We start from the raw sequence: 19,644 nt of genomic DNA, 5'->3' as shown, positions 1-19,644 counted from the left end.
GCGCGATTCTCGTGGGCGCGTTCGCCCTCACCTTCGGGGTCCTGTGCGTCGGCCCCATGATGCTGAACACCGAGGACCTCTGAGCCCGACGCCAGGCTCTGATCCCATGACGGGCACAGGGCTTGCCGCCATGGCAGGCCATGAAGGTCACCGTCCTCACCGTCAATCTGCACAAGGGCTTCGGCTTCTTCAACCGCCGCTTCATCCTGCACGAATTGCGCGAAGCGGTACGCGCCGTGTCGGCCGACGTGGTGTTCCTGCAGGAAGTGCTCGGCGAGCATGAACTCCATGCCGCGCGCGTCCCGACCTGGCCGCAGGCCCCCCACTACGAATTCCTCGCGGAAAGCCTCTGGAGCGATTTCGCGTACGGCCGCAACGCGGTCTATCCGCAGGGGCATCACGGCAACGCGCTGCTCTCGAAGTTCGCGATCGCCCATCACACCAACCACGATGTCTCGGTCGAGGGCCCCGAGCGCCGCGGCCTGCTGCACAGCGTGCTGAAGGTGGCCGACGGCCGCGAGCTGCACGCGATCTGCGTCCACCTGGGCCTGCGCGAGTCGCACCGCCAGCGCCAGTGCGAGCGCCTGTGCCAGCTGATCGACAGCCTGCCGCCGGAGGATCCGGTGATCGTCGCGGGCGACTTCAACGACTGGCGCCAGCGCGCCCACCGCATGCTCAGCCGCTGCGCGGGACTGGGCGAGGTCTTCGTGAAGGCCTATGGCGCGGCCGCGCGGACCTTCCCCGCGCGCTTCCCGCTGCTGCCGCTGGACCGCATCTACGTGCGCGGCGCGTCGGTGCAGCATCCCATCGTGCTGCCGCGCCACCCATGGTCCCACCTCTCCGACCATGCGCCGCTGGCGGCGGAGATCCGGCTATGAAGCGCCCGCACTGGACCGCCGGCAACCAGCTCGCGCTGCTCGAGAACGGCGAGGAGTTCTTCCCCGCCGTCTTCGACGCCATCGAGTCCGCGCGCCACGAGGTGCTGATCGAGACCTTCATCCTCTTCGAGGACAAGGTCGGCCTGGCCCTGCGCGAGGTGCTGATCGCCGCGGCGCGGCGCGGCGTGCGCGTCGACATGACGGTGGACGGCTTCGGATCGCCGATGCTGTCGGAGGACTTCGTGCGCGGACTCACTGACGCGGGCGTGCGGCTGCACGTCTTCGATCCGCCGCCCCGCCTGTCGCGGCGGCTGCGCCCGTTCCGGCGGCTGCATCGCAAGATCGTCGTCGTCGATGGCGCGACGGGCTTCATCGGCGGCATCAACTTCTCGGCCGATCACCTGATCGACTACGGCCCCGAGGCCAAGCAGGACTACGCGGTGCGCGTGCGCGGACCGGTGGTCGCGCAGCTGCGGCGCGCGACGGTCGGGACGCTCGCCGCCGCGCATCGCCACTGGTGGCCCAGCCGCGCGGCGTCGCCCACCTCGACCCCGCCGCCGGAGGTCACCGCGACGCCCTCGCCGGCCGGGCCCGCGAAAGCGGTGGTCGTCGTGCGCGACAACCATCGGCATCGCGACGACATCGAGCGCATGTACCGGCTCGCGCTGCATGCGGCCAAGCGCGAGGTGATCATCGCCAACGCCTATTTCTTCCCCGGCTTCCTGCTGCTGCGGAGCATGCAGCGCGCGGCGCGGCGCGGCGTCGATGTCCACCTCATCCTGCAGGGGCAGCCCGACATCGCCTGGGCGCGATGGGCCGCGCAAATGGTCTATGGCCAGCTGATGCGCTCGGGCGTGCACATCCACGAGTACTGCGAGCGCCCGATGCACGGCAAGGTCGCGCTGGTCGACGACGCGTGGACGACGGTGGGATCGAGCAACCTCGATCCGCTCAGCCTGTCGCTGAACCTCGAGGCCAACCTGATCGTCGAGGACCCCGCCTTCAACCGCGCGCTGCGCGGGAAGCTGCAGCCGCTGATGCGCGACCAGTGCCGCCTGCTGACGATCGAGGAGACCGCGTCGCGGCGCTGGTGGTGGCGGCTGGGCGTGGGCGCGCTGGTCTTCCACGTGATGCGGCACTTCCCGCGCTGGCTGGCGCGGCTGCCGCGGGCGACGCAGCCGCTGATGCCGGCGGCGCAGACGCCGGTGGTGGTGAGCGCGCCGCAGACACCGCCCGCACAGGCCTGGCAATGGCACGCCGAGAAGCGCTTGAGCGAGGAAGCGGCGGAGTGACGCCGCCCGCTCCACGCGACGGCAGCGGCGACACGGCGCGCCGCGGCGGCCGGCGCTGGGGCCGATGGCTGAGCGCGCTCTTCGCGATCGGCGTGGTGGCGTTGCTCGCCTGGGCGGCGCACAAGGTCGACTGGGACGAGGTCGGCGGCGCGCTGCGGCAATTGCCGGCGGGCGTGCTGGCGGCCGGCGCCGCGCTGTGCGCGCTCAGCCATCTGATCTACAGCGGCTATGACCTGATCGGCAAGCAGTGGGCGCATCACGCGGTGCCTGCGCGGCGGGTGATGTTGATCACGTTCATCAGCTACGCGTTCAATCTGAATCTCGGCTCGCTGGTCGGCGGCATCGGCATGCGGCTGCGGCTGTATGCCCGCGAGGGCTTGAAGCATCCGGTGCCGGCGAAGGTGCTCGCGCTGAGCATGGCCTCGAACTGGCTGGGCTATGGCCTGCTGGCGGGCGGACTGTTCCTGTTCGGATGGCTCGCGCCGCCGCCGGACTGGAAGATCGGCGGCTCCGCGCTGTGCGCGCTGGGCGCGCTGATGTGGGTGCTCGTCGCGGCCTACCTCGCGCTGTGCGCCTTCGCTCGCCGGCGCGAGCTCACGCTGCGGGGCCATGAGTTCTTCGTGCCGAGCCTGCGCATCGCGCTGATGCAGCTGGCGATCTCGAGCGCGAACTGGCTGACGATGGGCGCCGTGCTGTGGGTCCTGCTGCAGCAGCGCGTGGACTACGGACACACGCTGGCGGTGCTGCTGGTCGCGGCGGTGGCCGGCGTGGTCACGCATGTGCCGGCGGGACTCGGCGTGCTGGAAGGCGTGTTCGTCGCGCTCCTGGGGCCGGCGCTCGGTCCGGGCACGGTGCTCGCGGCGCTGATCGCCTACCGGGCGCTGTACTACCTCGCTCCGCTGCTGGCCGCGGCGGCCGGGTACTTCGTGCTGGAGGCGAAGGCGAGGAAGTAGGCGCGGCGGCAGCAGCATCCCGGGCAAGCCCGGGATGCCCGCGTCATCGCATGAAAGCGATCAGACGCCCTGCCGCAGCGTCCTGGCCGCGGCCACCATGTTCGTCAGCGCCGGGATCACCTCGCCCCATTGACGGGTCTTCAGGCCGCAGTCGGGGTTCACCCAAAGCCGCTCGGCGGGAATGCGCTCCGCCGCCTTCTTCATCAGGTCCACGATGTGCGCCTGCGTCGGGATGTTGGGCGAATGGATGTCATACACGCCCGGCCCGATCTCGTTGGGGTACTTGAAGCTGTCGAACGCGTCCAGCAGCTCCATGTCCGAGCGCGAGGTCTCGATCGTGATCACGTCCGCGTCCATGTCGGCGATCGACGCGATGATGTCGTTGAACTCCGAGTAGCACATGTGCGTGTGGATCTGCGTCTCGTCCTTCACGCCGTTGGCCGTGATGCGGAAGCACTCGACGGCCCAGTCCAGGTAGTCCTTCCACTGCGCGCGGCGCAGCGGCAGACCCTCGCGCAGCGCGGCCTCGTCGATCTGGATCACGCGCACGCCGGCCCGCTCCAGGTCCAGCACCTCCTGGCGGATCGCCAGCGCCAGCTGCCGGCACGAGACCGAGCGCGGCTGGTCATCGCGCACGAAGGACCAGTTGAGGAGGGTGACCGGGCCGGTCAACATGCCCTTCATCGGCTTGCTCGTCAGCGACTGCGCGTACTGGATCCACTCGACCGTCATCGCCTTCGGACGGCTGATGTCGCCGAACAGGATCGGCGGCTTGACGCAGCGCGAGCCGTAGCTCTGCACCCAGCCGAACTGGCTGAAGGCATAGCCATCGAGCTGCTCGCCGAAGTACTCGACCATGTCGTTGCGCTCGGCCTCGCCATGCACGAACACGTCCAGGCCGAGCGCCTCCTGTTCCTCGATGCTGCGCGCGATCTCGGCGCGCATCACCGCCCGGTAGCCGGCCTCGTCGAGGCGCCCCGCCCTGTATTCGCTGCGGGCATGGCGGATCTCGCCGGTCTGGGGGAACGACCCGATCGTGGTCGTCGGGAAGGCCGGCAGCTTCAGCAGCGCGGCCTGCTTGGGCGCGCGCACCGCATACGCGGTCTGGCGCTGTCCGAGCCGGGCATCGATCGCGGCGACCGCGGCCTTGACGGCGAGCTTGTTCACGCGCGGCGATCTGCGGCGGGCGGCCACCGCCTGGCGATTGGCCGCCAGCTCCACCTCGACCGAGGCGCGGCCGCCCTTCAAGGCCCGCGCCAGCACGTCGAGTTCCGCCAGCTTCTGCAGCGCGAAGGCCAGCCAGGACTTCACGTCGGCATCGAGCTTGTGCTCGCTCGCCAGGTCGACCGGCACGTGCAGCAGCGAGCACGATGGCGCGATCCACAGGCGATCGCCGAGCTGCTGCGCGACCGGCTCCAGCCAGTCGAGCACGCTGTCGAGATCCGACTTCCAGATGTTGCGGCCGTTGATGACGCCCAGCGAGACCACGCGGTCGGCCGGCAGCGCCGCGATCAGCGCGGCGACCTCATCGCGCGCATTGATCGCGTCCAGGTGCACGCCTTGCACCGGCAGGCTGGCGACCAGCGGCAGGTTTTCCTTGAGCTGGCCGAAGTACGTGGCCAGCAGCAGCTTCACGCCGGCGCCGGACAGCGCCGCATAGGCGGTCTTGAAGGCCTGATCCCATCCGGTCTCCAGCTCGGTGACGAGGATGGGCTCGTCGATCTGCACCCAGTCGACGCCCTGCGCGGCCAGCGTCTTGAGCAGCTCGGCATAGACCGGCAGCAGCTTCGGCAGCAAGGTCAGCTTGTCGGACTCGTCCTTGGCCTTGCCCAGCGCCAGATAGGTCACTGGCCCGACGATCACCGGCTTGGCCCTGACGCCCTGCGCCTTCGCTTCGGCCAGTTGCTCCAGCAGGCGCGAGGCGTCGAGCGTGAAGCTCGTGGACGCGTCGAACTCGGGCACGATGAAGTGGTAGTTGGTGTCGAACCACTTGGTCATCTCGCCGGCCGCCACGCCGCCGCAGCACTGGGCGTGGGCCTCGGCGCTTTCGGCCGAGCGGCCACGGGCGACGCGGAAGTAGTTGTCGAGCGGATCGCCGTGGAAGTCGCGCACGCGCTGGGGCAGGTTGCCCAGCGTGAAGCTCATGTCCAGCATCTGGTCGTAGAACGAGAAGTCGCCCACTGGGACCAGGTCCAGCGCCTGCTGATCGGCCCAGTGCCGCGCGCGCAGTTGCGCGCCCAGGGCCTTGAGCTCATCGCGGCCGCTCTGGCCCTTCCAGTAGGCCTCCTGGCCGAACTTCAATTCGCGCTTGGCGCCGATGCGAGGAAAACCGAGGTTGTGGATCTTGGTCATGGGAGAGCGCTCTCTCGAGCTGGGAACTGCGAAGGGCGCAAGCGTAGAAACTCAAGTCCATGAAGTAAAACGGTATTAATTCAAAATTTCATGAACTACATTCATGATCCGACCAACCTCGTCGAAACGTGCCTCGTCACCGCCATGACCAAACGCCCTCTGTTCGTTGCGATCTGTGCCGTTGCCGCGCTGGCCATGGGGTCGTCCATCTGGATAGCGCAGGAGGAAAAGATCCCCGCGGTTACTGAGCCGACGCGCCATGCGCAACCGGCGGACGACGCATGGCCGGCAGTCCTCGAGGGCGACGACAAGGCTCCTGCGCCGCCGCATCGTCCAAGGGACTTCTGGGCGTCGCACGATCGGCTCTTCGAGCTCTACCGCGCTGGTGTCGATTCGACCGATGCGAAGCAGCGCTACATGGCGAGAGAGGCGCTGAATGTCTGCCTGCCCTTTGCCATGAAGCAGCCTTTTCCCGAAGCCGCCAATCGGGACGCCGGAACCAATGCGGCGGAACTCGCTCGGACCCGCGCCATCCTCGAACGCGCCTGCGCGGAGTTCTCCGCCGTCCCTGCCCCAACGCTCATTCGTCAACGCACGCAACTGAATGGCTGGGTCCAGAACGCAGAGCTGCCCCCATCCAATGCCGAGCTGCCTCGCGCGCCCACCGAGGAAGACATTCACGAGGCAAGGCACGCCTTGAAGCGTGGACTGGATAAATCCGGCGCTGATGACCTTCTCTGGCTGGCACCGGCCTTGAGTTCATGGATCGAGTGGGCCGCCGGCGTCCATCCCGGCACGCTCCCGAAGGAACTCAGGGAAGCCACCCATGTGGGCACCGCGGTGCTCCTCAGCCAGTGTTCGCTCGGCTACGACTGCGGCCCTTCATCGTTCCCCTACCTTCACCTGTGCTCATCCGCCGGCCTGTGCGCAGGCTCCCTGGAGGCCCATCTCCTCAACGGACTGGATGCCGGGCAGCAGGAGCTGGTGCGCCGTCAGGCCGCGCTGATAGCGAGGAGCATCGAGCACAAGGATCTCGCCGCGCTCGGGCTATGACGCGGATCTTCGATCCCAAGGCGCCACCTCCCCGCCAAATCGCTCCGCGAGGAACTCGATGAGCAGCCGCAGCGGCAAGGGCTGGTGGCGCCGCGACAGGTAGACGGCCTGGATGTCCAGCGGCTCCAGCGCGTATTCCGGCAGCACGCGCTGCAATGAGCCGCGCGCCAGGTCCTCGCCCACGAAGTAGGTCGGCAGCATGGCGATGCCCGCGCCCGCCAGCACGGCGGCGCGGATCACCGCCGTTTCATTGGCCATGATCGCCCCGCCCACCGCGACGGTGACCGCCTCGCCGCCGCGCAGCAGCCGGTACTCCGGCGCGAAGCCGGTCGTGTGGATCAGGCACTGGTGTCCGCCCAGATCGGCAGGCGCCTGCGGCACGCCAGCGCGCGCGAGATAGCCCGGCGACGCGCAAAGCACCGAATGGCACAGCGCGAGCCGGCGCGCCACCAGCCCTTCATCGACGCGGTTGCTCAGCCGGATCGCCAGGTCGATGCGGTCCTGCACGAGATCGACCGTGCGATCGACCATCACCAGGTCGATCTCCACCTTCGGGTGTCTCGTCTGGAAGTCCACGACGGCAGCCGTCAGTTGAGCCGTCGCGAACGAGGGCGACGAGGTCAGCCTCAACCGCCCGTGCGCCTCCGCCGCACCGTGACCCGCCTGGGCAACCACGTCCTCGGCGAGCCCCACCATCTCGCGACACGTCGCCAGCGCATGCTGCCCGGCATCGGTCAGCGCGAGCCGGCGGGTGGTGCGATGCAGCAGCCTCGCCCCGAGCCAATCCTCGAGTCCCTCCAGGTAGCGGCTGGCCATGGCGCGCGACATGTCCAGCGCCTCCCCCGCGGCGCTGACGCTGCCGCGGTCCACGATCTCCACGAAGACCCGCATCGCGGTCAGACGATCCATGATCTGCTCGATTCAGTTGACAAACATTCAATCGGAATGGAGTTTATCGACGATTGAGTAATCAATAGAGTGCTTCCCATGGCAGATCCCTGCCTTCACTGGAGAACCGAATGTCCATCGTCCGCACCCTCACCCACGTGGCCGCCGTGACCACGCTGACCGTCACCGCCGCCTCCGCTGACGCCCAGACCGCGCCGCTGACCCTGCAGGTCTATCAAGCGGACGCCGACAGCTTCAACGTCAACTCGGTGCTGGTCGCCGGGAAGACCGATGCCGTGCTGCTGGACGCGGGCTTCACCCGCGCCGACGCGCTGCGGATCGCGGCCATGGTCCTGGACAGCCGCAAGACGCTCAAGACCATCTACATCAGCCAGCCCGATCCGGATTTCTACTTCGGCATCGACGTCCTCAAGTCCTTCTTCCCGGACGCGAAGGTCGTGGCCACCGCGCCCACGGTCAAGAAGATCGAAGCGACGCTGCCCGCCAAGCTCGCCTTCTGGCCGCCCAAGATGGGCGCCAACGCGCCCAAGGGCGTCAGCCTGCCCGAGGCGCTGAGCAGCAACACGATCACGCTGGAAGGCCAGACGCTGGAGATCCGCGGCCTGGATGACCGGCTGCCGCATCGCAGCTACGTGTGGATCCCGTCCATCAAGGCGGTGGTCGGCGGCGTCAACGTCTTCGCCGGCCTGCATGTGTGGACCGCCGACGCCGCCAGCGCCGAGGACCGCGCCGCCTGGTCGAAGAAGCTCAGCGACATCGCCGCGCTGCATCCGGCGGTGGTGGTGCCGGGCCACTCGGCGCCGGGCGAGGCGCGCGATGTCTCGCAGGTCGCCTACACCCAGGCCTACCTGCAGCGCTGGGATGCCGAGCTGAAGAAGACCAGCAACAGCGCCGAGCTGATCAGCGCGATGAAGGCCGCCTACCCGGCCGCCGGCCTGGGCATCGCGCTGGACATCGGGGCCAAGGTCGCCAAGGGCGAGATGAAGTGGTGAGCGGGCTCACCGGCGCGGTGTTTGGCGAGCCGTACCAAGCGCTCGTACTCCGGCGATGAACCGGGCACTGGACGCCGCCCTCGCCTGAGCGCCCGCCGGCGCCGCGGGCCTGTCCGGCGGCGCCGATCAAAAAAGGCTGCGCGAGGCCTTCGGCGGTTGAGAGCCCCCCAGCCCCTCCCTGCCGAAGGCCCGCGCAACACCCGGTCCGGGCGGTTACACCGCCCAGCGCAGCATCGGGGCCGGCACCGGCTCCACGACGCGCGCCTTTGATTCCTCGGGCTCCCGCCCCGGCGTGCTCAGCACGCGGTCGAGCAGCCGCTGCTCCAGCGCCGCGAACACCGCGTCGCGCCGCCGCGGGCGCGGCAGGTCGACCCGCAGGTCGAGCGCAAGACGGCCGTCCTCGATCAGCAGCACACGATCGGCCAGCGCCACCGCCTCGGCGACGTCGTGCGTCACCAGCAGCGCGGTGAAGCGATGACGCGTCCACAGCGTCTCGATCAGGCGCTGCATGTCGATGCGGGTCAGCGCATCCAACGCGCCGAGCGGCTCGTCGAGCAGCAGCAACCGCGGCGCATGCACCAGCGCCCGCGCCAGCGCGACGCGCTGCCGCTGACCGCCGGACAGGCGGGCCGGCCATTCGCCCGCGCGATCCGCGAGACCGACCTGCGCCAGCGCCTCGCGCGCCTGCGCATCGGCCCCTTCGCCTTCGAGCCCCAGCGCCACGTTGTCCAGCACCCTCGCCCACGGCAACAGCCGCGCATCCTGGAACATGAAGCGCGTGTGCGCGGCGTTGCCCGCGTGGAGCGCCCCCTGGCTCGGCGCGTCCAGCCCCGCGAGCAATCGCAGCAGCGTGCTCTTGCCGCAGCCGCTGCGGCCGATGATGGCGACGAACTCGCCGGGCGCGATCCGCAGGTCGATGTCCTGCAGCACCGCTCGATGGCCAAAGGCCTTGCCCAAGCCATCCAGCGCGACCGCCTGTCCGCCGCGATGCGGCGCGACGGCCACCTCCTGGCGATGCAGCGCCGCGGGCGGCGAATCCTGCCGGGAGTCCTGCCATTTGGACAGCACGTCGATCTCGGTCACGCTCATCATGTCTGGTACCCCGGATGCCAGCGCAGCCAGGCGCGCTCCAGCGCCTGCGCCGCGACGTCGGCGAGCTTGCCCAGCAGCGCGTAGACCAGGATGCCGACCAGCACCACGTCCGTCTGCAGGAACTCGCGCGCGTTCATCGTCATGTAGCCGATGCCGCTCTGCGCCGAGATGGTCTCGGCCACGATCAACAGCACCCAGGTCAGGCCGAGCGAGAAGCGCAGTCCGACCAGGATCGAGGCCGTCGCGCCCGGCAGGATCACCTGGCGGTACAGCGCCCAGCCGCTCAGGCCGTAGGAACGCGCCATCTCGATCAGGTCGCGGTCCACGCCGCGGATGCCGTGAAAGGTGTTCAGGTAGACCGGGAAGAACACGCCCAGCGCGACCAGGAACAGCTTGGCCGTCTCGTCGATGCCGAACCACAGGATCACCAGCGGGATCAGCGCCAGCGGCGGGATGTTGCGCAGCATCTGCAGCGAGGTGTCGAGCGCCGTCTCGGCCCAGCGCTGCGAGCCGGTCAACAGCCCCAGCAGCAGCCCGAGTCCGCCGCCCACCGCGAAGCCGATGAAGGCCCGGCCCGTGCTGACCGCCAGATGCCGCCACAGCTCGCCGGACAGCGCCAGCTCCCAGGCCGCCCGGGCCACCGCCGACGGCGCGGGCAGCACCCGCGTCGACAGCCAGCCCGCCTGCGCGCTCAGTTGCCACAGCGCGAGCACCGCCAGTGGCACGAGCCATGGCACCAGTCCATCGAGCGTGCGCCGCTGCGCGGCGCGCTTGATCGCGGCGGTGGTCATGTCAGCTCGCGGACGCCAGCTTGATCTGGCCCGGCGCGTAGCTGTTGGCGACGATCTCGCCGAACGGCCCGGTCAGCTTGGGCGCGCTCAGCTTCTCGCGCACCTCCAGCGGCAGCAGCGGGAAGACCAGCTCCGCGAAGCGATAGGCCTCTTCCAGATGCGGATAGCCGCTGAGCACGAAGTACTCCAGGCCCAGCGCCGCGTACTCCTGAATGCGATCGGCCACCTGCTGCGGATTGCCCACCAGCGCCGTGCCCGCGCCGCCGCGCACCAGGCCCACGCCGGCCCACAGGTTGGGCGAGATCTCGAGCCCGCTGCGGATGTCGTCCTTGTTGAACCGGCCCTGGTGCAGTTCGGCCATGCGGCGCTGCCCCACCGAGTCCATCGCGGCGAACTTGGCCTGGGCCGCGGCGATGACGTCGTCATCGAGGTGCTTCACCAAGTCGCCGGCGGCGGCCCAGGCTTCCTCCTCGGTCTCGCGGACGATGACGTGCAGGCGGATGCCGTACTCCAGGCGCCGGCCCTTGGCCTCGGCGCGCTGCCTCACCTCGCCGAGCTTCTCCGCTACCGCCGCGGGCGGCTCGCCCCAGGTCAGGTAGGTGTCGACCTGCTCGGCCGCCAGCTCGATCGCCGGTCCCGAGGACCCGCCGAAGAACACCGGCGGATACGGGCGGCTGACCGGCGGGTACAGCAGCTTGCCGCCCTTCACCCGCAGCTGGTCGCCGTCGAAGTCGATCGCCTCGCCGTCGTGACTGGCGCGCAGCACATCGCGCCAGATCGAGAGGAACTCGGTCGAGAGCGCGTAGCGCTCCTCGTGCGGCAGGAACAGCCCGTCGCCGGCGAGCTCGTCAGGATCGCCGCCGGTGACCAGGTTGACCAGCAGCCGGCCGCCGGAAAGCCGGTCCAGCGTCGCCGCCATGCGCGCCGATTGCACCGGCTGCACCAGCCCGGGCCGCAGCGCGACCAGGAACTTCAGCCGCCGCGTCGCCTCGATGAGGCTGGCCGCGACGATCCAGCTGTCCTCGCAGCTGCGCCCGGTGGGCAGCAGCACGCCCTCGTAGCCGAGGCTGTCGGCCGCGATCGCGACCTGGCGGTAGTAGTCGAAGTCCACGACGCGCGCGCCCTTGGCGGTGCCGAGATAGCGCGAGTCGCCGTGCGTCGGGATGAACCAGAGGATCTTCATGCCGGGGTCTCCTTCACTTCGCGGCGGTGCGGACCGACTTCGGCAGCGCGTCGGCGATGCGGATCGGCTTGGGGATCAGCTTCAGCGCATGGAAGGCGTCGGCGATCTTCTGCTGCTCGGCAGCGATGGCCGGCGTGATCGGCTGGATGCCGTAGGCGAAGCGGCTCGCGGCCAGTTCGGTCGTCGCGGCGTCCAGCCCGATCTGCGGCGCCAGCAGCGCGGCGACTGCCTGCGTGTTGCCCTGCGCCCAGCGGTCCAGCTTGGCCAGCTCGTCGACGATCGCCTGCACGACCTGCGGATGCTTCTCCGCGTAGCCGCGCGCGGCCAGGTAGAACTGGTGATTCGCGACGACGCCCTTGCCATCGGCGATCACGCGCGCGCCGAGCTGGCGCTGCGCCGCGGCCAGGAACGGGTCCCAGATCACCCAGGCGTCGACGGCGCCGCGCTCGAAGGCGGCGCGCGCATCGGCCGGCGGCAGGTAGACGACCTGGATGTCGGTGTACTTCAGGCCCTGCTTCTCCAGCAGCTTGACCAGCAGGTAGTGGACGTTGGAGCCCTTGTTGAGCGCGACCTTCCGGCCCTTCAGATCGGCGAGCGACTGGATGGTCGAGTCCTTCGGCACGACCAGCGCCTCGGCGGCCGGCGCGGGCGGCTGGTTGGCCACGTAGACGAGGTCCGCCCCCGCGGCCTGCGCGAAGATCGGCGGCGCCTCGCCGACGGTGCCGAAGTCGAGCGAGCCCACGTTGAGCCCCTCGAGCAGCTGCGGCCCGGCGGGGAACTCGGTCCACTTCACCGTGATGCCCAGCGGCGCGAGGCGCTTCTCCAGGTCGCCCTTGGCCTTGAGGACCGTCAGCGTGCCGTATTTCTGGAAGCCTATGCGGAGCTCGGCGGGTGGGGCCGGCGTCTGGGCGCTCGCGGGGCCGGCATGGAAGGCGAGCGTCGCGCCCAGCGCGGCGGAGAAGGTGGCGGCGCGGATCAGCGCCGCGCGGCGATCGAGGAAGGACTTCATGAGGAGGTCGCGGAGTGGGAGGAAGTCGAGGAGCGCCGGACGGGGCCGCCGCTCAGAGCACCAGCGCGGGACGCGCCAGGGGCGCGGCGCGCTCGGGCGCCGGCACGCGATCGAGCACCTGCGACGCGCCGGCCAGCAGGCGGCGGGCGATGTCGTCGCCGACGCGGTACTCGCCCGCGGCGTCCTTGGCGATCTGCGCGTCGCTCGCATAGACGCCGTCGATGTGCGAGCGCGCCCCGAGCGCGGACAGCACCGGCAGCAGGCCGTAGTCGAGCGCCAGCAGATGCGCCAGGCTGCCGCCCGTGGCCAGCGTCCAGACGGTTTTGCCGGCCAGGCCGTCCTGCGGCAGCAGATCGAGGAAGACTTTCAGCAGCCCGCTGTAGGCGGCCTTGTAGATGGGCGTCGCCAGCACCACGACGCGCGCCTGGGCGACGGCGGCCACGGCGCCGCGGATCGCGGGATCGTCGACATCCGCGTGCAGCAGCGACGCCGCCGGCAACTCGCGCAGGCGCAGCGAGCGGGTGCCCAGGCCGTGGTGATGGAGCTTCTCGGCCGCGGCGCCGAGCAGCGCGCCGGAGCGGGAGCGCAGGCTCGGGCTCGCGGCGATGAGGAGGACGGGTGAAGCGGTGGCGGTGGCGGTCATGGCGGGGGGATGAAGCAGGGACGGATCCATTCTGCGAATCAGCCGCCCTTCCATGAACGAAGCAGAACGTCGATGGATAGGCGTAAAACGGCTATCCCGCCGGCTCCAGGGCCGACAGGACCTCGCGCCGGAGCGAGGCGACCTCGGCGCTGCCACGGCCTCGCGGATGACGCAGGTCCACGCCGATCTCCCGCACGATGCGTCCGGGCGCCGATCCGAGCACCAGCACCCGGTCGCCAAGCAGCACGGCCTCCTCGATGTCATGCGTCACCAGCAGCAGGCTGGTGCCGTGAGCGCGGGCCACGTCCCGCACCAGGTCCTGCAGCCGCATCCGAGTGAACGCATCCAGCGCCGAGAACGGCTCGTCGAGCAGCAGCACGCGCGGCCGCGTGTACAGCGCGCGGGCGATCGCGGCGCGTTGCGCCTGGCCACCCGAGAGCTGTCGCGGCAGCGCCTCGCCAAGATCGGCGAGTCCGACCTCGCGCAGCAGCGTGGCCACCCAGGCCGCGTCATGCCCCTGGCCCAGGTCGAAGCCGACGTTCTCCGCCACCGTCAGCCACGGGAACAGCCGCGGCTCCTGGAACACGACACCGATGTCGCGGTCCGGCCCGCGCCGCGCGCGGCCCTCCAGACGCACTTCGCCGTCGAAGTCCGGGTCGAGCCCCGCCACGATGCGCAGCAGCGTGCTCTTGCCGCAGCCGCTCGCGCCGACCAGGCCGAGCACCTCGCCCGGCACCAGCTCGAAGTGGATGTCCTGCAGCACCGGCGGCCGCGCGGCCGCCGGTCCATGGACCGCATGCACCACTTCGCGCGCGAAGCGCTTCTCTCGCACCCTCACCGTCAGCAGGCTCATGCCGCTCCTCCAAAGCTGTCCCGCCAATGCAGCGCTCGCCGCTCCAGCGCCGCCATGCCGCCATCACTGAGCTTGCCGAGCAAGGCCAGCAGCACGATCGCCGCCAGCACCAGGTCGGCGCGCCCGGTCTCCCGGCCATCGGTCAGCAGATAGCCCAGCCCGCGGCTCGCGGCGATCAGCTCGGCCGCGACCATGAACATCCATGCCAGGCTGAGCCCGTTGCGCAGCCCCGTGAGCAAGGCCGGCAGCGCGGCCGGCAGCAGCACGCGCCGCGCCAGCGCCACGCGCCCCAGCCCGCGCAGCCGGGCCACCTCGACCAGCTTGCGGTCGACGTCCCGGAAGCCCGAGGCCACGCCCATGTAGACCGGGAAGAAGGCGCCGATCGCGATGAGCGCCACCTTCGATGCCTCATCGATGCCCAGCCACAGCAGCAGCAAGGGCACCCAGGCGAGCGAGGGAATCGCGCGCAACGCCTGGAAGCTCGGCGTCAACACGGCGGCAGCGGTGGCCGACAGGCCCACGAGCGCGCCGAACAGCACCGCCAGCGCCGCGCCGAGCGCGAAGCCGGCCGCCACGCGCAGCGAACTGGCGAGCACGTGCTGCGCGAGTTGGCCGTCGCGGACCATCCGCGCCAGCGCGAGGGCGACCTCGCTTGGCGCCGGCAGCAGATGCGGCGCGATCCAGCCCAGGCGCACGGCCGCCTCGATCAGCGCCAGCGCCACGAGCGGCGGCAGCGCGCCAAGCAGCCTCATGTCTTGATCAGCCCATTCGCGAAGCGTGTGTCGACGAGCTCCGCGATCGTGCGATTCAGGTCCGCGCCCGGGCGCACCAGCTGCTCCGCGCTCAGGATCGGCGCCGCGGCCTGCAGCGCCTTCACGTGCTCGTCCGAGGGCTGCGGATGCGAGAAGTCGGTGCGCAGCTTCACCTGCAGCAGCGCCACCGGCAGGCTCACCTTGGCCTCCTCGGACAGGATCCGCGCGGCCTCCGATGGATTCGCCAGCGTCCACGCCCGCGCGCGCTCGTAGGCCGCGATCACGCGGCGCACGACTTGGGGATGGCGGCTCAGGAACTCCTCGCGCACGTTGAGGAAACCATAGGTGTTGAAGCCGACGTTGCGATACAGCAGCCTGGAGCCCGCGTCGAGCTCGCTCGCCGCCATCAGCGGGTCAAGCCCGGCCCAGGCCTCCACGCGCCCCTGCTCCAGCGCCGCGCGGCCATCGGCGTGCTGGAGCGCCACATGCTCGATGTCGGCGCGTTGAAGTCCGGCCGTGTGCAGCGCGCGCAGCAGGAACAGATACGGATCCGTGCCCTTGGTCGCCGCCACCTTGCGGCCCTTCAGGTCCGCCAGCGAGCGGATGCCCGAGTCGCCGCGCACGACCAGCGCCGTCCATTCCGGCCTCGAGAAGATGTAGGGCGCGCGGATCGGATTGCCATTCGCGCGCGCCAGCAGCGCGGCCAGGCCGGCCGTCGATCCGATGTCGATGCCACCGGCGTTCAGGTACTCCAGCGCCCGGTTGCTGCCGGCGCTCAGCACCCATCGCACCGGAATGCCGTCCTTGCCGAGGTCCTCCTCCAGCCAGCCGAAGCGGCGCAGCACCAGGCTGGTCGGCGAGTAATAGGCGTAGTCGAGCCTCAGCTCCCTGGGCGCGCCCGCGCCCTGCGCGCGCGCCGGTCCCGCGGCCAGGCCGGCGGCGATGCCAAGTCCAAGGGTGAGCGCCTCGCGGCGCGTCGGGGAAGTCTCGCGGGTCATGCGACGGGCTCCGTCAAGGGAATGGTCAGGGAAGGCAGGGACGCGTCGGCCGGACCGCCCAGGCGCACCTGCCGCCCCGCGTGATTCGCCGGCAGCCGGTCGCCCCGGTCGAACAGCCGGGCCCGCAGCGTCCGCGCGGCCGCGTCGTCATCGGCACCCTGCCCGTGCGCCGCCCGATAGCGCCCGCGCCGTCGCAGCTCCGGCACCACCAGATCGACGACGTCGCGAAAGGTCTCGTGCGCCAGCGCGTACGCGAGATTGAATCCATCCAGGCCCGTGGCGTCCTGCCACGCGATCAATTGATCCGCGATCTCCGCCGGATCGCCGACGAACACCGGCCCGCGCCCGCCCAGGCCGATGAACGCGGCCGCCTCGCCGACGGTCCAGCGCCGCGCCGGATCCGCGCTGCTGAACGAGGCCAGCGCCGTGCGGCCCGCCTGGGTGTCGAGGTAGTCGATCGTCGCGTCGAGCGGATAGCGGCTGAAGTCCACGCCGGTCCAGCCGGACAGCAGCGCCAGCGCCGCCTCGATGTCGACGTGCCGCTTCAGGTCCTCATGCTTGGCCCGCGCCTGGGCGCTCGTCGGCGCGGTGACGATCAGCGCCTGGCCATAGACGAGCACGTCGTCGCGAGACCGCCCGGCCTCGGCCGCCGCCGCGCGCAGGCCGTCGACGTAGCCCTTCACCACCGCGACGCTGGGCCCGCTGACGAAGACGCACTCGGCGTGCCGGCCGGCGAAGGCCCGGCCGCGGCTCGAGGTCCCGGCCTGGAACAGCACCGGCGTGCGCTGCGGCGAGGGCTCGCACAGATGCACGCCGGGCACGCGGTAGTGCTCGCCGCGATGGCCGATCGCGTGCACCTTGGCCGGATCGGCGAACACGCGGCCCGCCTTGTCGCGTTTCACCGCGCCCTCCTCCCAACTGAGCTCCCACAGCTTGTAGACGACGTCCAGGTACTCGTCGGCCAGGTCGTAGCGCTCGTCGTGCGCGCGCTGCGCGTCATGGCCGAGGTTGCGCGCCGCGCTGTCGAGGTAGCCGGTCACGATGTTCCAGCCGACACGGCCGCGCGTCAGGTGGTCCAGCGTCGACATGCGCCGCGCGAAGCTGTAGGGCGGCTCGTAGGTCAGCGCCGCCGTCACGCCGAAGCCCAGGTGCCGGGTGACCGACGCCATCAACGGCACCAGCGCGAGCGGGTCGTTCAGCGGCACCTGCACCGCATGGCGAAGCGCCGCGTCGGGCGTGCCGCCATGCACGTCGTACACGCCGAGCACGTCGGCCAGGAACACGCTGTCGAAGCCGCCGCGCTCCAGCAGGCGCGCCAGCTCGATCCAGTAGTCGGGATCGGTGTAGCGATGCGACTCATCGCGCGGGTGCGTCCACAGCCCTGGCGACTGATGCCCCACCGTGTTCATCGCGAAGGCGTTGAAGCGGACGGGCCTGGGCGCCCGCGGCCCGGCGGCGCTCATTGCAGGAACGCCGGCCGCGCGTAGCCGGGGAACTTCTGGTCCAGCACCGTCTTGAACTCCGGCGCGCGGAACGCCTCGGCGAGCGCCTGCGTCCACGGCTGGCCGCGGTCCTTGCCCTTCACCGCCAGCACCAGCATGTAGTGATCCGGCGTCTTCTCCAGCAGCAGCGCGTCGGTCAGCTTCAGCCCGCTGGAGATCGCGAAGTTGCCGTTGACGATCGCGTACTCCGCGTCGTCGAGCGTGCGCGGGATCTGCGCCGCCTCGATCGGCTGGAGCTTCAGGCGCAGCGGGTTGCTGGCGATGTCCTTCTCGGTGACGCGGATGGGGTCGGCGCCGGGCTTCAGCGTCAGCAGCTTCTGGTCGGCCAGCAGCGCCAGCCCATGCGCGAGGTTGGCCGGATCGTTGGCCAGCGTGATGCGGTCGCCGGGCTTGACCTCCGCCAGGCTCTTGCGCTTCTTCGAATAGATGCCGAACGGCGCCATCGGTCCCTGCACCACGTCCACCAGATCGAGGCCGCGGTCCTCGCGGAAGCGGTTCAGGTAGGTGATGTGCTGGAAGAAGTTGGCGTCGAGCGCGCCTTGCGCCAGCGCGATGTTGGGCTGCACGTAGTCGTTGAACTCGACCAGCTTGACCTTGTAGCCGCGCTTCTCCAGCAATGGCTTGATGCCGAGCCGCAACACCTCGATGTTGGAGCCGGCGGTCGCGCCGATCGTGACTTCCTTCTTGTCCTGCGCGTGGACGGCAGGCGCGGACAGCGCGGCGGCGGACAGCGCCAGGGTGAGCAGTGCGCGGCGGGCAATGGGCATGGAGGTCCTTGGGGTCCGGATGGAGGGAAAGGGGGAAATGGGGAAATGGGGAAAGGGGGAAATGGGGACAGGGGAAAGGGGAAAGGGGGCGCTGCCGGAGATCGCGGTTCAGCGCTTGTCGAGCCGCCGCGCGATCCGCTGGCCGGTGAACTGGATCAGCTGCACGAGCGCGACGAGGATCGCGACGGTGAGCACCATCACGTCGGTCTGGAAGCGGTAATAGCCGTAGCGGATGGCGAGGTCGCCGATGCCGCCGCCGCCGACCACGCCGGCCACCGCCGAGTAGGACAGGAAGCTGATCGCCAGCACCGTCAGCGCGCCCACCAGCCCGGCGCGCGCCTCGCGCACGAGCACGCGCAGCACGATCTGCGTCTCGGACGCGCCCATCGCCTGGGCGGCCTCGATGACGCCGCGCGGCACTTCGCGCAGGCACTGCTCGACCAGGCGCCCGAAGTACGGGATCGCCGCGAAGGACAGCGGCACGGCGGCGGCCAGCGGACCGATCGAGGTGCCGGCGACCACGCGCGTCAGCGGCACCAGCGCGACCAGCAGGATGATGAAGGGGAAGCTGCGCACGGTGTTCACCACCGCATCGATCAGACGATGCGCGACCGCCGCGCCGGGGTGGCCGGACAGCGACTGGCCGGGGCTCAGCAGGAACAGCAGCACGCCCAGCGGACCGCCGAGCAGCACCGCCGCGCTCAGCCCGATGCCCAGCATCAGCGCGGTCTGGCCGAGCGCGAGCGCGATCTCCGGCAACAGGCCGGCGAGGTTCTCAAGCATGGCGGACCTCGCGGCGTCCGATGGACGCGATGACCTCGGAGGTCTCGCGCGCCGAGGCGTCGAGCGCCGCCAGCCTCGACGCCTGCAACTGAAGCCGCACCAGCTCGAGTCCCAGCTGCGAGCGCGCGTGGCGCGACGCGTCGGCGACGTCGAAGGTCTCGACAAGCCGCCCTTGCGCGATGACCGCGGCGCGGCGGCAAAGCGTCCGCACCACCTCCAGCTCATGCGTGACGATCACGATGGTGACGCCGAGGCGCGCGTTGATGCCGGCCAGCGTCGCGAGCAGCTCGCGCGTGGTCTCGGCGTCGAGCGCGGAGGTCGGCTCGTCGCACAGCAGCACGTCGGGCTGGGGTGCCAGCGCCCGCGCGATCGCGACGCGCTGCTTCTGGCCGCCGCTGAGCTGCGCCGGATGGTGATCCGCCTTGTCGGCCAGGCCGACCAGCGACAGGCATTCCTCGACCCGCTCGGCGATCTCCCGCCGCGAGCGGCCCGCATGCAGCCGCAAGGGGAAGGCGACGTTCTCGGCCGCCGTGGCGTTCTGCAGCAGGTTGAACTGCTGGAAGATCATGCCCAGCCGCTGGCGCTCGCGGCGCAGCTCGGCCGGCTTCAGCGCGGTGAGCTCGCGGCCGCCCACCCAGACGCGGCCCGCGTCCGGCCGCTCCAGCAGGTTGATCAGCCGCAGCAGCGTGGACTTGCCCGCGCCGCTCTTGCCGATCAGGCCGAGGATCTCGCCCGCGCGCACGGACAGGCTGAGCTCGCGCACCGCGTCGAAGCGGCCGCCGTCGGGCAGCGCGAAGGATTTGGAAACGCCATCGAGGCGGATCAGTGGATCGCTCATGAAC

General features: G+C 70.4%; 19 protein-coding genes. 5 read left to right on the top strand and 14 right to left on the bottom strand.

What is annotated here, in order from left to right; translation table 11 throughout:
* Window positions 1-140 precede the first annotated feature (140 nt).
* The 3 genes from ACEN96_RS12005 to ACEN96_RS11995 are packed head-to-tail and all read left to right on the top strand — an operon-like array spanning window position 141 to window position 3,123.
* Complete coding sequence (locus ACEN96_RS12005; protein ID WP_495588243.1) at window positions 141-878, top strand: endonuclease/exonuclease/phosphatase family protein; 738 nt, start codon at window positions 141-143, stop codon at window positions 876-878.
* On the top strand, window positions 875-2,170 hold the full coding sequence (clsB, locus tag ACEN96_RS12000) for a cardiolipin synthase ClsB (RefSeq protein ID WP_495588242.1): 1,296 nt from the start codon (window positions 875-877) through the stop codon (window positions 2,168-2,170). Before ACEN96_RS12005 ends, clsB begins: the two co-directional genes overlap by 4 nt.
* Window positions 2,167-3,123, top strand: coding sequence for a lysylphosphatidylglycerol synthase domain-containing protein (locus tag ACEN96_RS11995; protein ID WP_495588241.1), 957 nt, complete (start codon window positions 2,167-2,169; stop codon window positions 3,121-3,123). Before clsB ends, ACEN96_RS11995 begins: the two co-directional genes overlap by 4 nt.
* Window positions 3,124-3,183: 60 nt before the next feature.
* On the opposite strand, the gene metE is transcribed toward ACEN96_RS11995, so the two are convergent.
* On the bottom strand, window positions 3,184-5,475 hold the full coding sequence (gene metE, locus ACEN96_RS11990; protein ID WP_495588240.1) for a 5-methyltetrahydropteroyltriglutamate--homocysteine S-methyltransferase: 2,292 nt from the start codon (window positions 5,473-5,475) through the stop codon (window positions 3,184-3,186).
* 90 nt (window positions 5,476-5,565) lie between these two features.
* Between metE and ACEN96_RS11985 the strand changes: the two genes are divergently transcribed.
* Entirely contained in the window at window positions 5,566-6,528 is a 963-nt protein-coding gene (locus ACEN96_RS11985) for a hypothetical protein (RefSeq protein ID WP_495588239.1), read from the top strand.
* On the opposite strand, the gene ACEN96_RS11980 is transcribed toward ACEN96_RS11985, so the two are convergent.
* A complete protein-coding gene (locus ACEN96_RS11980; protein ID WP_495588238.1) occupies window positions 6,523-7,437 on the bottom strand; it encodes a LysR family transcriptional regulator in 915 nt (304 codons plus the stop codon). The genes ACEN96_RS11985 and ACEN96_RS11980 overlap by 6 nt on opposite strands.
* Before the next feature lie 110 nt (window positions 7,438-7,547).
* Between ACEN96_RS11980 and ACEN96_RS11975 the strand changes: the two genes are divergently transcribed.
* A complete protein-coding gene (locus ACEN96_RS11975; protein WP_495588237.1) occupies window positions 7,548-8,429 on the top strand; it encodes an MBL fold metallo-hydrolase in 882 nt (293 codons plus the stop codon).
* 213 nt (window positions 8,430-8,642) lie between these two features.
* Here ACEN96_RS11975 and ACEN96_RS11970 read toward each other — a convergent pair whose 3' ends face one another.
* The 12 genes from ACEN96_RS11970 to ACEN96_RS11915 form a co-directional block, all read right to left on the bottom strand.
* A complete protein-coding gene (locus ACEN96_RS11970; protein ID WP_495588236.1) occupies window positions 8,643-9,518 on the bottom strand; it encodes an ATP-binding cassette domain-containing protein in 876 nt (291 codons plus the stop codon).
* Complete coding sequence (gene ssuC / locus ACEN96_RS11965) at window positions 9,518-10,312, bottom strand: aliphatic sulfonate ABC transporter permease SsuC (protein WP_495588235.1); 795 nt, start codon at window positions 10,310-10,312, stop codon at window positions 9,518-9,520. Before ssuC ends, ACEN96_RS11970 begins: the two co-directional genes overlap by 1 nt.
* Before the next feature lies 1 nt (window position 10,313).
* Entirely contained in the window at window positions 10,314-11,495 is a 1,182-nt protein-coding gene (gene ssuD / locus ACEN96_RS11960) for an FMNH2-dependent alkanesulfonate monooxygenase (RefSeq protein WP_495588234.1), read from the bottom strand.
* 13 nt (window positions 11,496-11,508) lie between these two features.
* Window positions 11,509-12,504 (bottom strand): sulfonate ABC transporter substrate-binding protein, encoded by a 996-nt coding sequence (locus tag ACEN96_RS11955; protein WP_495588233.1) that lies wholly within the window; start codon window positions 12,502-12,504, stop codon window positions 11,509-11,511.
* Window positions 12,505-12,556: 52 nt separating this feature from the next.
* On the bottom strand, window positions 12,557-13,147 hold the full coding sequence (ssuE, locus tag ACEN96_RS11950) for an NADPH-dependent FMN reductase (protein ID WP_495588232.1): 591 nt from the start codon (window positions 13,145-13,147) through the stop codon (window positions 12,557-12,559).
* Between the two features lie 91 nt (window positions 13,148-13,238).
* Window positions 13,239-14,000, bottom strand: a complete 762-nt coding sequence (locus tag ACEN96_RS11945) for an ABC transporter ATP-binding protein (protein WP_495588231.1) — start codon at window positions 13,998-14,000, stop codon at window positions 13,239-13,241.
* The gene (locus ACEN96_RS11940; protein ID WP_495588230.1) at window positions 13,997-14,752 is read right to left on the bottom strand and encodes an ABC transporter permease; all 756 of its coding nucleotides are present in this window, start codon (window positions 14,750-14,752) and stop codon (window positions 13,997-13,999) included. The genes ACEN96_RS11945 and ACEN96_RS11940 overlap by 4 nt, the downstream gene beginning before the upstream one ends.
* Complete coding sequence (locus tag ACEN96_RS11935) at window positions 14,749-15,750, bottom strand: aliphatic sulfonate ABC transporter substrate-binding protein (RefSeq protein WP_495588229.1); 1,002 nt, start codon at window positions 15,748-15,750, stop codon at window positions 14,749-14,751. The genes ACEN96_RS11940 and ACEN96_RS11935 overlap by 4 nt, the downstream gene beginning before the upstream one ends.
* Window positions 15,747-17,213: an LLM class flavin-dependent oxidoreductase gene (locus ACEN96_RS11930; RefSeq protein ID WP_495588228.1), complete on the bottom strand. Its 1,467-nt coding sequence runs from the start codon at window positions 17,211-17,213 to the stop codon at window positions 15,747-15,749. Before ACEN96_RS11930 ends, ACEN96_RS11935 begins: the two co-directional genes overlap by 4 nt.
* A complete protein-coding gene (locus tag ACEN96_RS11925; protein WP_495588227.1) occupies window positions 17,210-18,019 on the bottom strand; it encodes a MetQ/NlpA family ABC transporter substrate-binding protein in 810 nt (269 codons plus the stop codon). The genes ACEN96_RS11930 and ACEN96_RS11925 overlap by 4 nt, the downstream gene beginning before the upstream one ends.
* Before the next feature lie 108 nt (window positions 18,020-18,127).
* A complete protein-coding gene (locus tag ACEN96_RS11920; RefSeq protein WP_495588226.1) occupies window positions 18,128-18,802 on the bottom strand; it encodes a methionine ABC transporter permease in 675 nt (224 codons plus the stop codon).
* Complete coding sequence (locus ACEN96_RS11915) at window positions 18,795-19,640, bottom strand: methionine ABC transporter ATP-binding protein (protein WP_495588225.1); 846 nt, start codon at window positions 19,638-19,640, stop codon at window positions 18,795-18,797. Before ACEN96_RS11915 ends, ACEN96_RS11920 begins: the two co-directional genes overlap by 8 nt.
* Window positions 19,641-19,644: the final 4 nt, after the last annotated feature.

The sequence above is a fragment of the Roseateles sp. Mitsp63 genome, assembly GCF_059491535.1.
This window is presented reverse-complemented; position numbering and strand designations above follow the sequence as displayed.

Excerpts from the sequence above, each read along its gene's own strand:
- ssuC (WP_495588235.1), bottom strand. The coding sequence starts at position 10,312 with ATGACCACCGCCGCGATCAAGCGCGCCGCGCAGCGGCGCACGCTCGAT.
- ACEN96_RS12005 (WP_495588243.1), top strand. The coding sequence starts at position 141 with ATGAAGGTCACCGTCCTCACCGTCAATCTGCACAAGGGCTTCGGCTTC.
- ACEN96_RS11980 (WP_495588238.1), bottom strand. The coding sequence starts at position 7,437 with ATGGATCGTCTGACCGCGATGCGGGTCTTCGTGGAGATCGTGGACCGC.
- ACEN96_RS11975 (WP_495588237.1), top strand. The coding sequence starts at position 7,548 with ATGTCCATCGTCCGCACCCTCACCCACGTGGCCGCCGTGACCACGCTG.
- ACEN96_RS11930 (WP_495588228.1), bottom strand. The coding sequence starts at position 17,213 with ATGAGCGCCGCCGGGCCGCGGGCGCCCAGGCCCGTCCGCTTCAACGCC.
- ACEN96_RS11940 (WP_495588230.1), bottom strand. The coding sequence starts at position 14,752 with ATGAGGCTGCTTGGCGCGCTGCCGCCGCTCGTGGCGCTGGCGCTGATC.
- ACEN96_RS11945 (WP_495588231.1), bottom strand. The coding sequence starts at position 14,000 with ATGAGCCTGCTGACGGTGAGGGTGCGAGAGAAGCGCTTCGCGCGCGAA.
- ssuD (WP_495588234.1), bottom strand. The coding sequence starts at position 11,495 with ATGAAGATCCTCTGGTTCATCCCGACGCACGGCGACTCGCGCTATCTC.
- ACEN96_RS11915 (WP_495588225.1), bottom strand. The coding sequence starts at position 19,640 with ATGAGCGATCCACTGATCCGCCTCGATGGCGTTTCCAAATCCTTCGCG.
- clsB (WP_495588242.1), top strand. The coding sequence starts at position 875 with ATGAAGCGCCCGCACTGGACCGCCGGCAACCAGCTCGCGCTGCTCGAG.
- ACEN96_RS11955 (WP_495588233.1), bottom strand. The coding sequence starts at position 12,504 with ATGAAGTCCTTCCTCGATCGCCGCGCGGCGCTGATCCGCGCCGCCACC.
- metE (WP_495588240.1), bottom strand. The coding sequence starts at position 5,475 with ATGACCAAGATCCACAACCTCGGTTTTCCTCGCATCGGCGCCAAGCGC.
- ACEN96_RS11985 (WP_495588239.1), top strand. The coding sequence starts at position 5,566 with ATGAACTACATTCATGATCCGACCAACCTCGTCGAAACGTGCCTCGTC.
- ACEN96_RS11920 (WP_495588226.1), bottom strand. The coding sequence starts at position 18,802 with ATGCTTGAGAACCTCGCCGGCCTGTTGCCGGAGATCGCGCTCGCGCTC.
- ACEN96_RS11935 (WP_495588229.1), bottom strand. The coding sequence starts at position 15,750 with ATGACCCGCGAGACTTCCCCGACGCGCCGCGAGGCGCTCACCCTTGGA.
- ACEN96_RS11970 (WP_495588236.1), bottom strand. The coding sequence starts at position 9,518 with ATGAGCGTGACCGAGATCGACGTGCTGTCCAAATGGCAGGACTCCCGG.
- ssuE (WP_495588232.1), bottom strand. The coding sequence starts at position 13,147 with ATGACCGCCACCGCCACCGCTTCACCCGTCCTCCTCATCGCCGCGAGC.
- ACEN96_RS11925 (WP_495588227.1), bottom strand. The coding sequence starts at position 18,019 with ATGCCCATTGCCCGCCGCGCACTGCTCACCCTGGCGCTGTCCGCCGCC.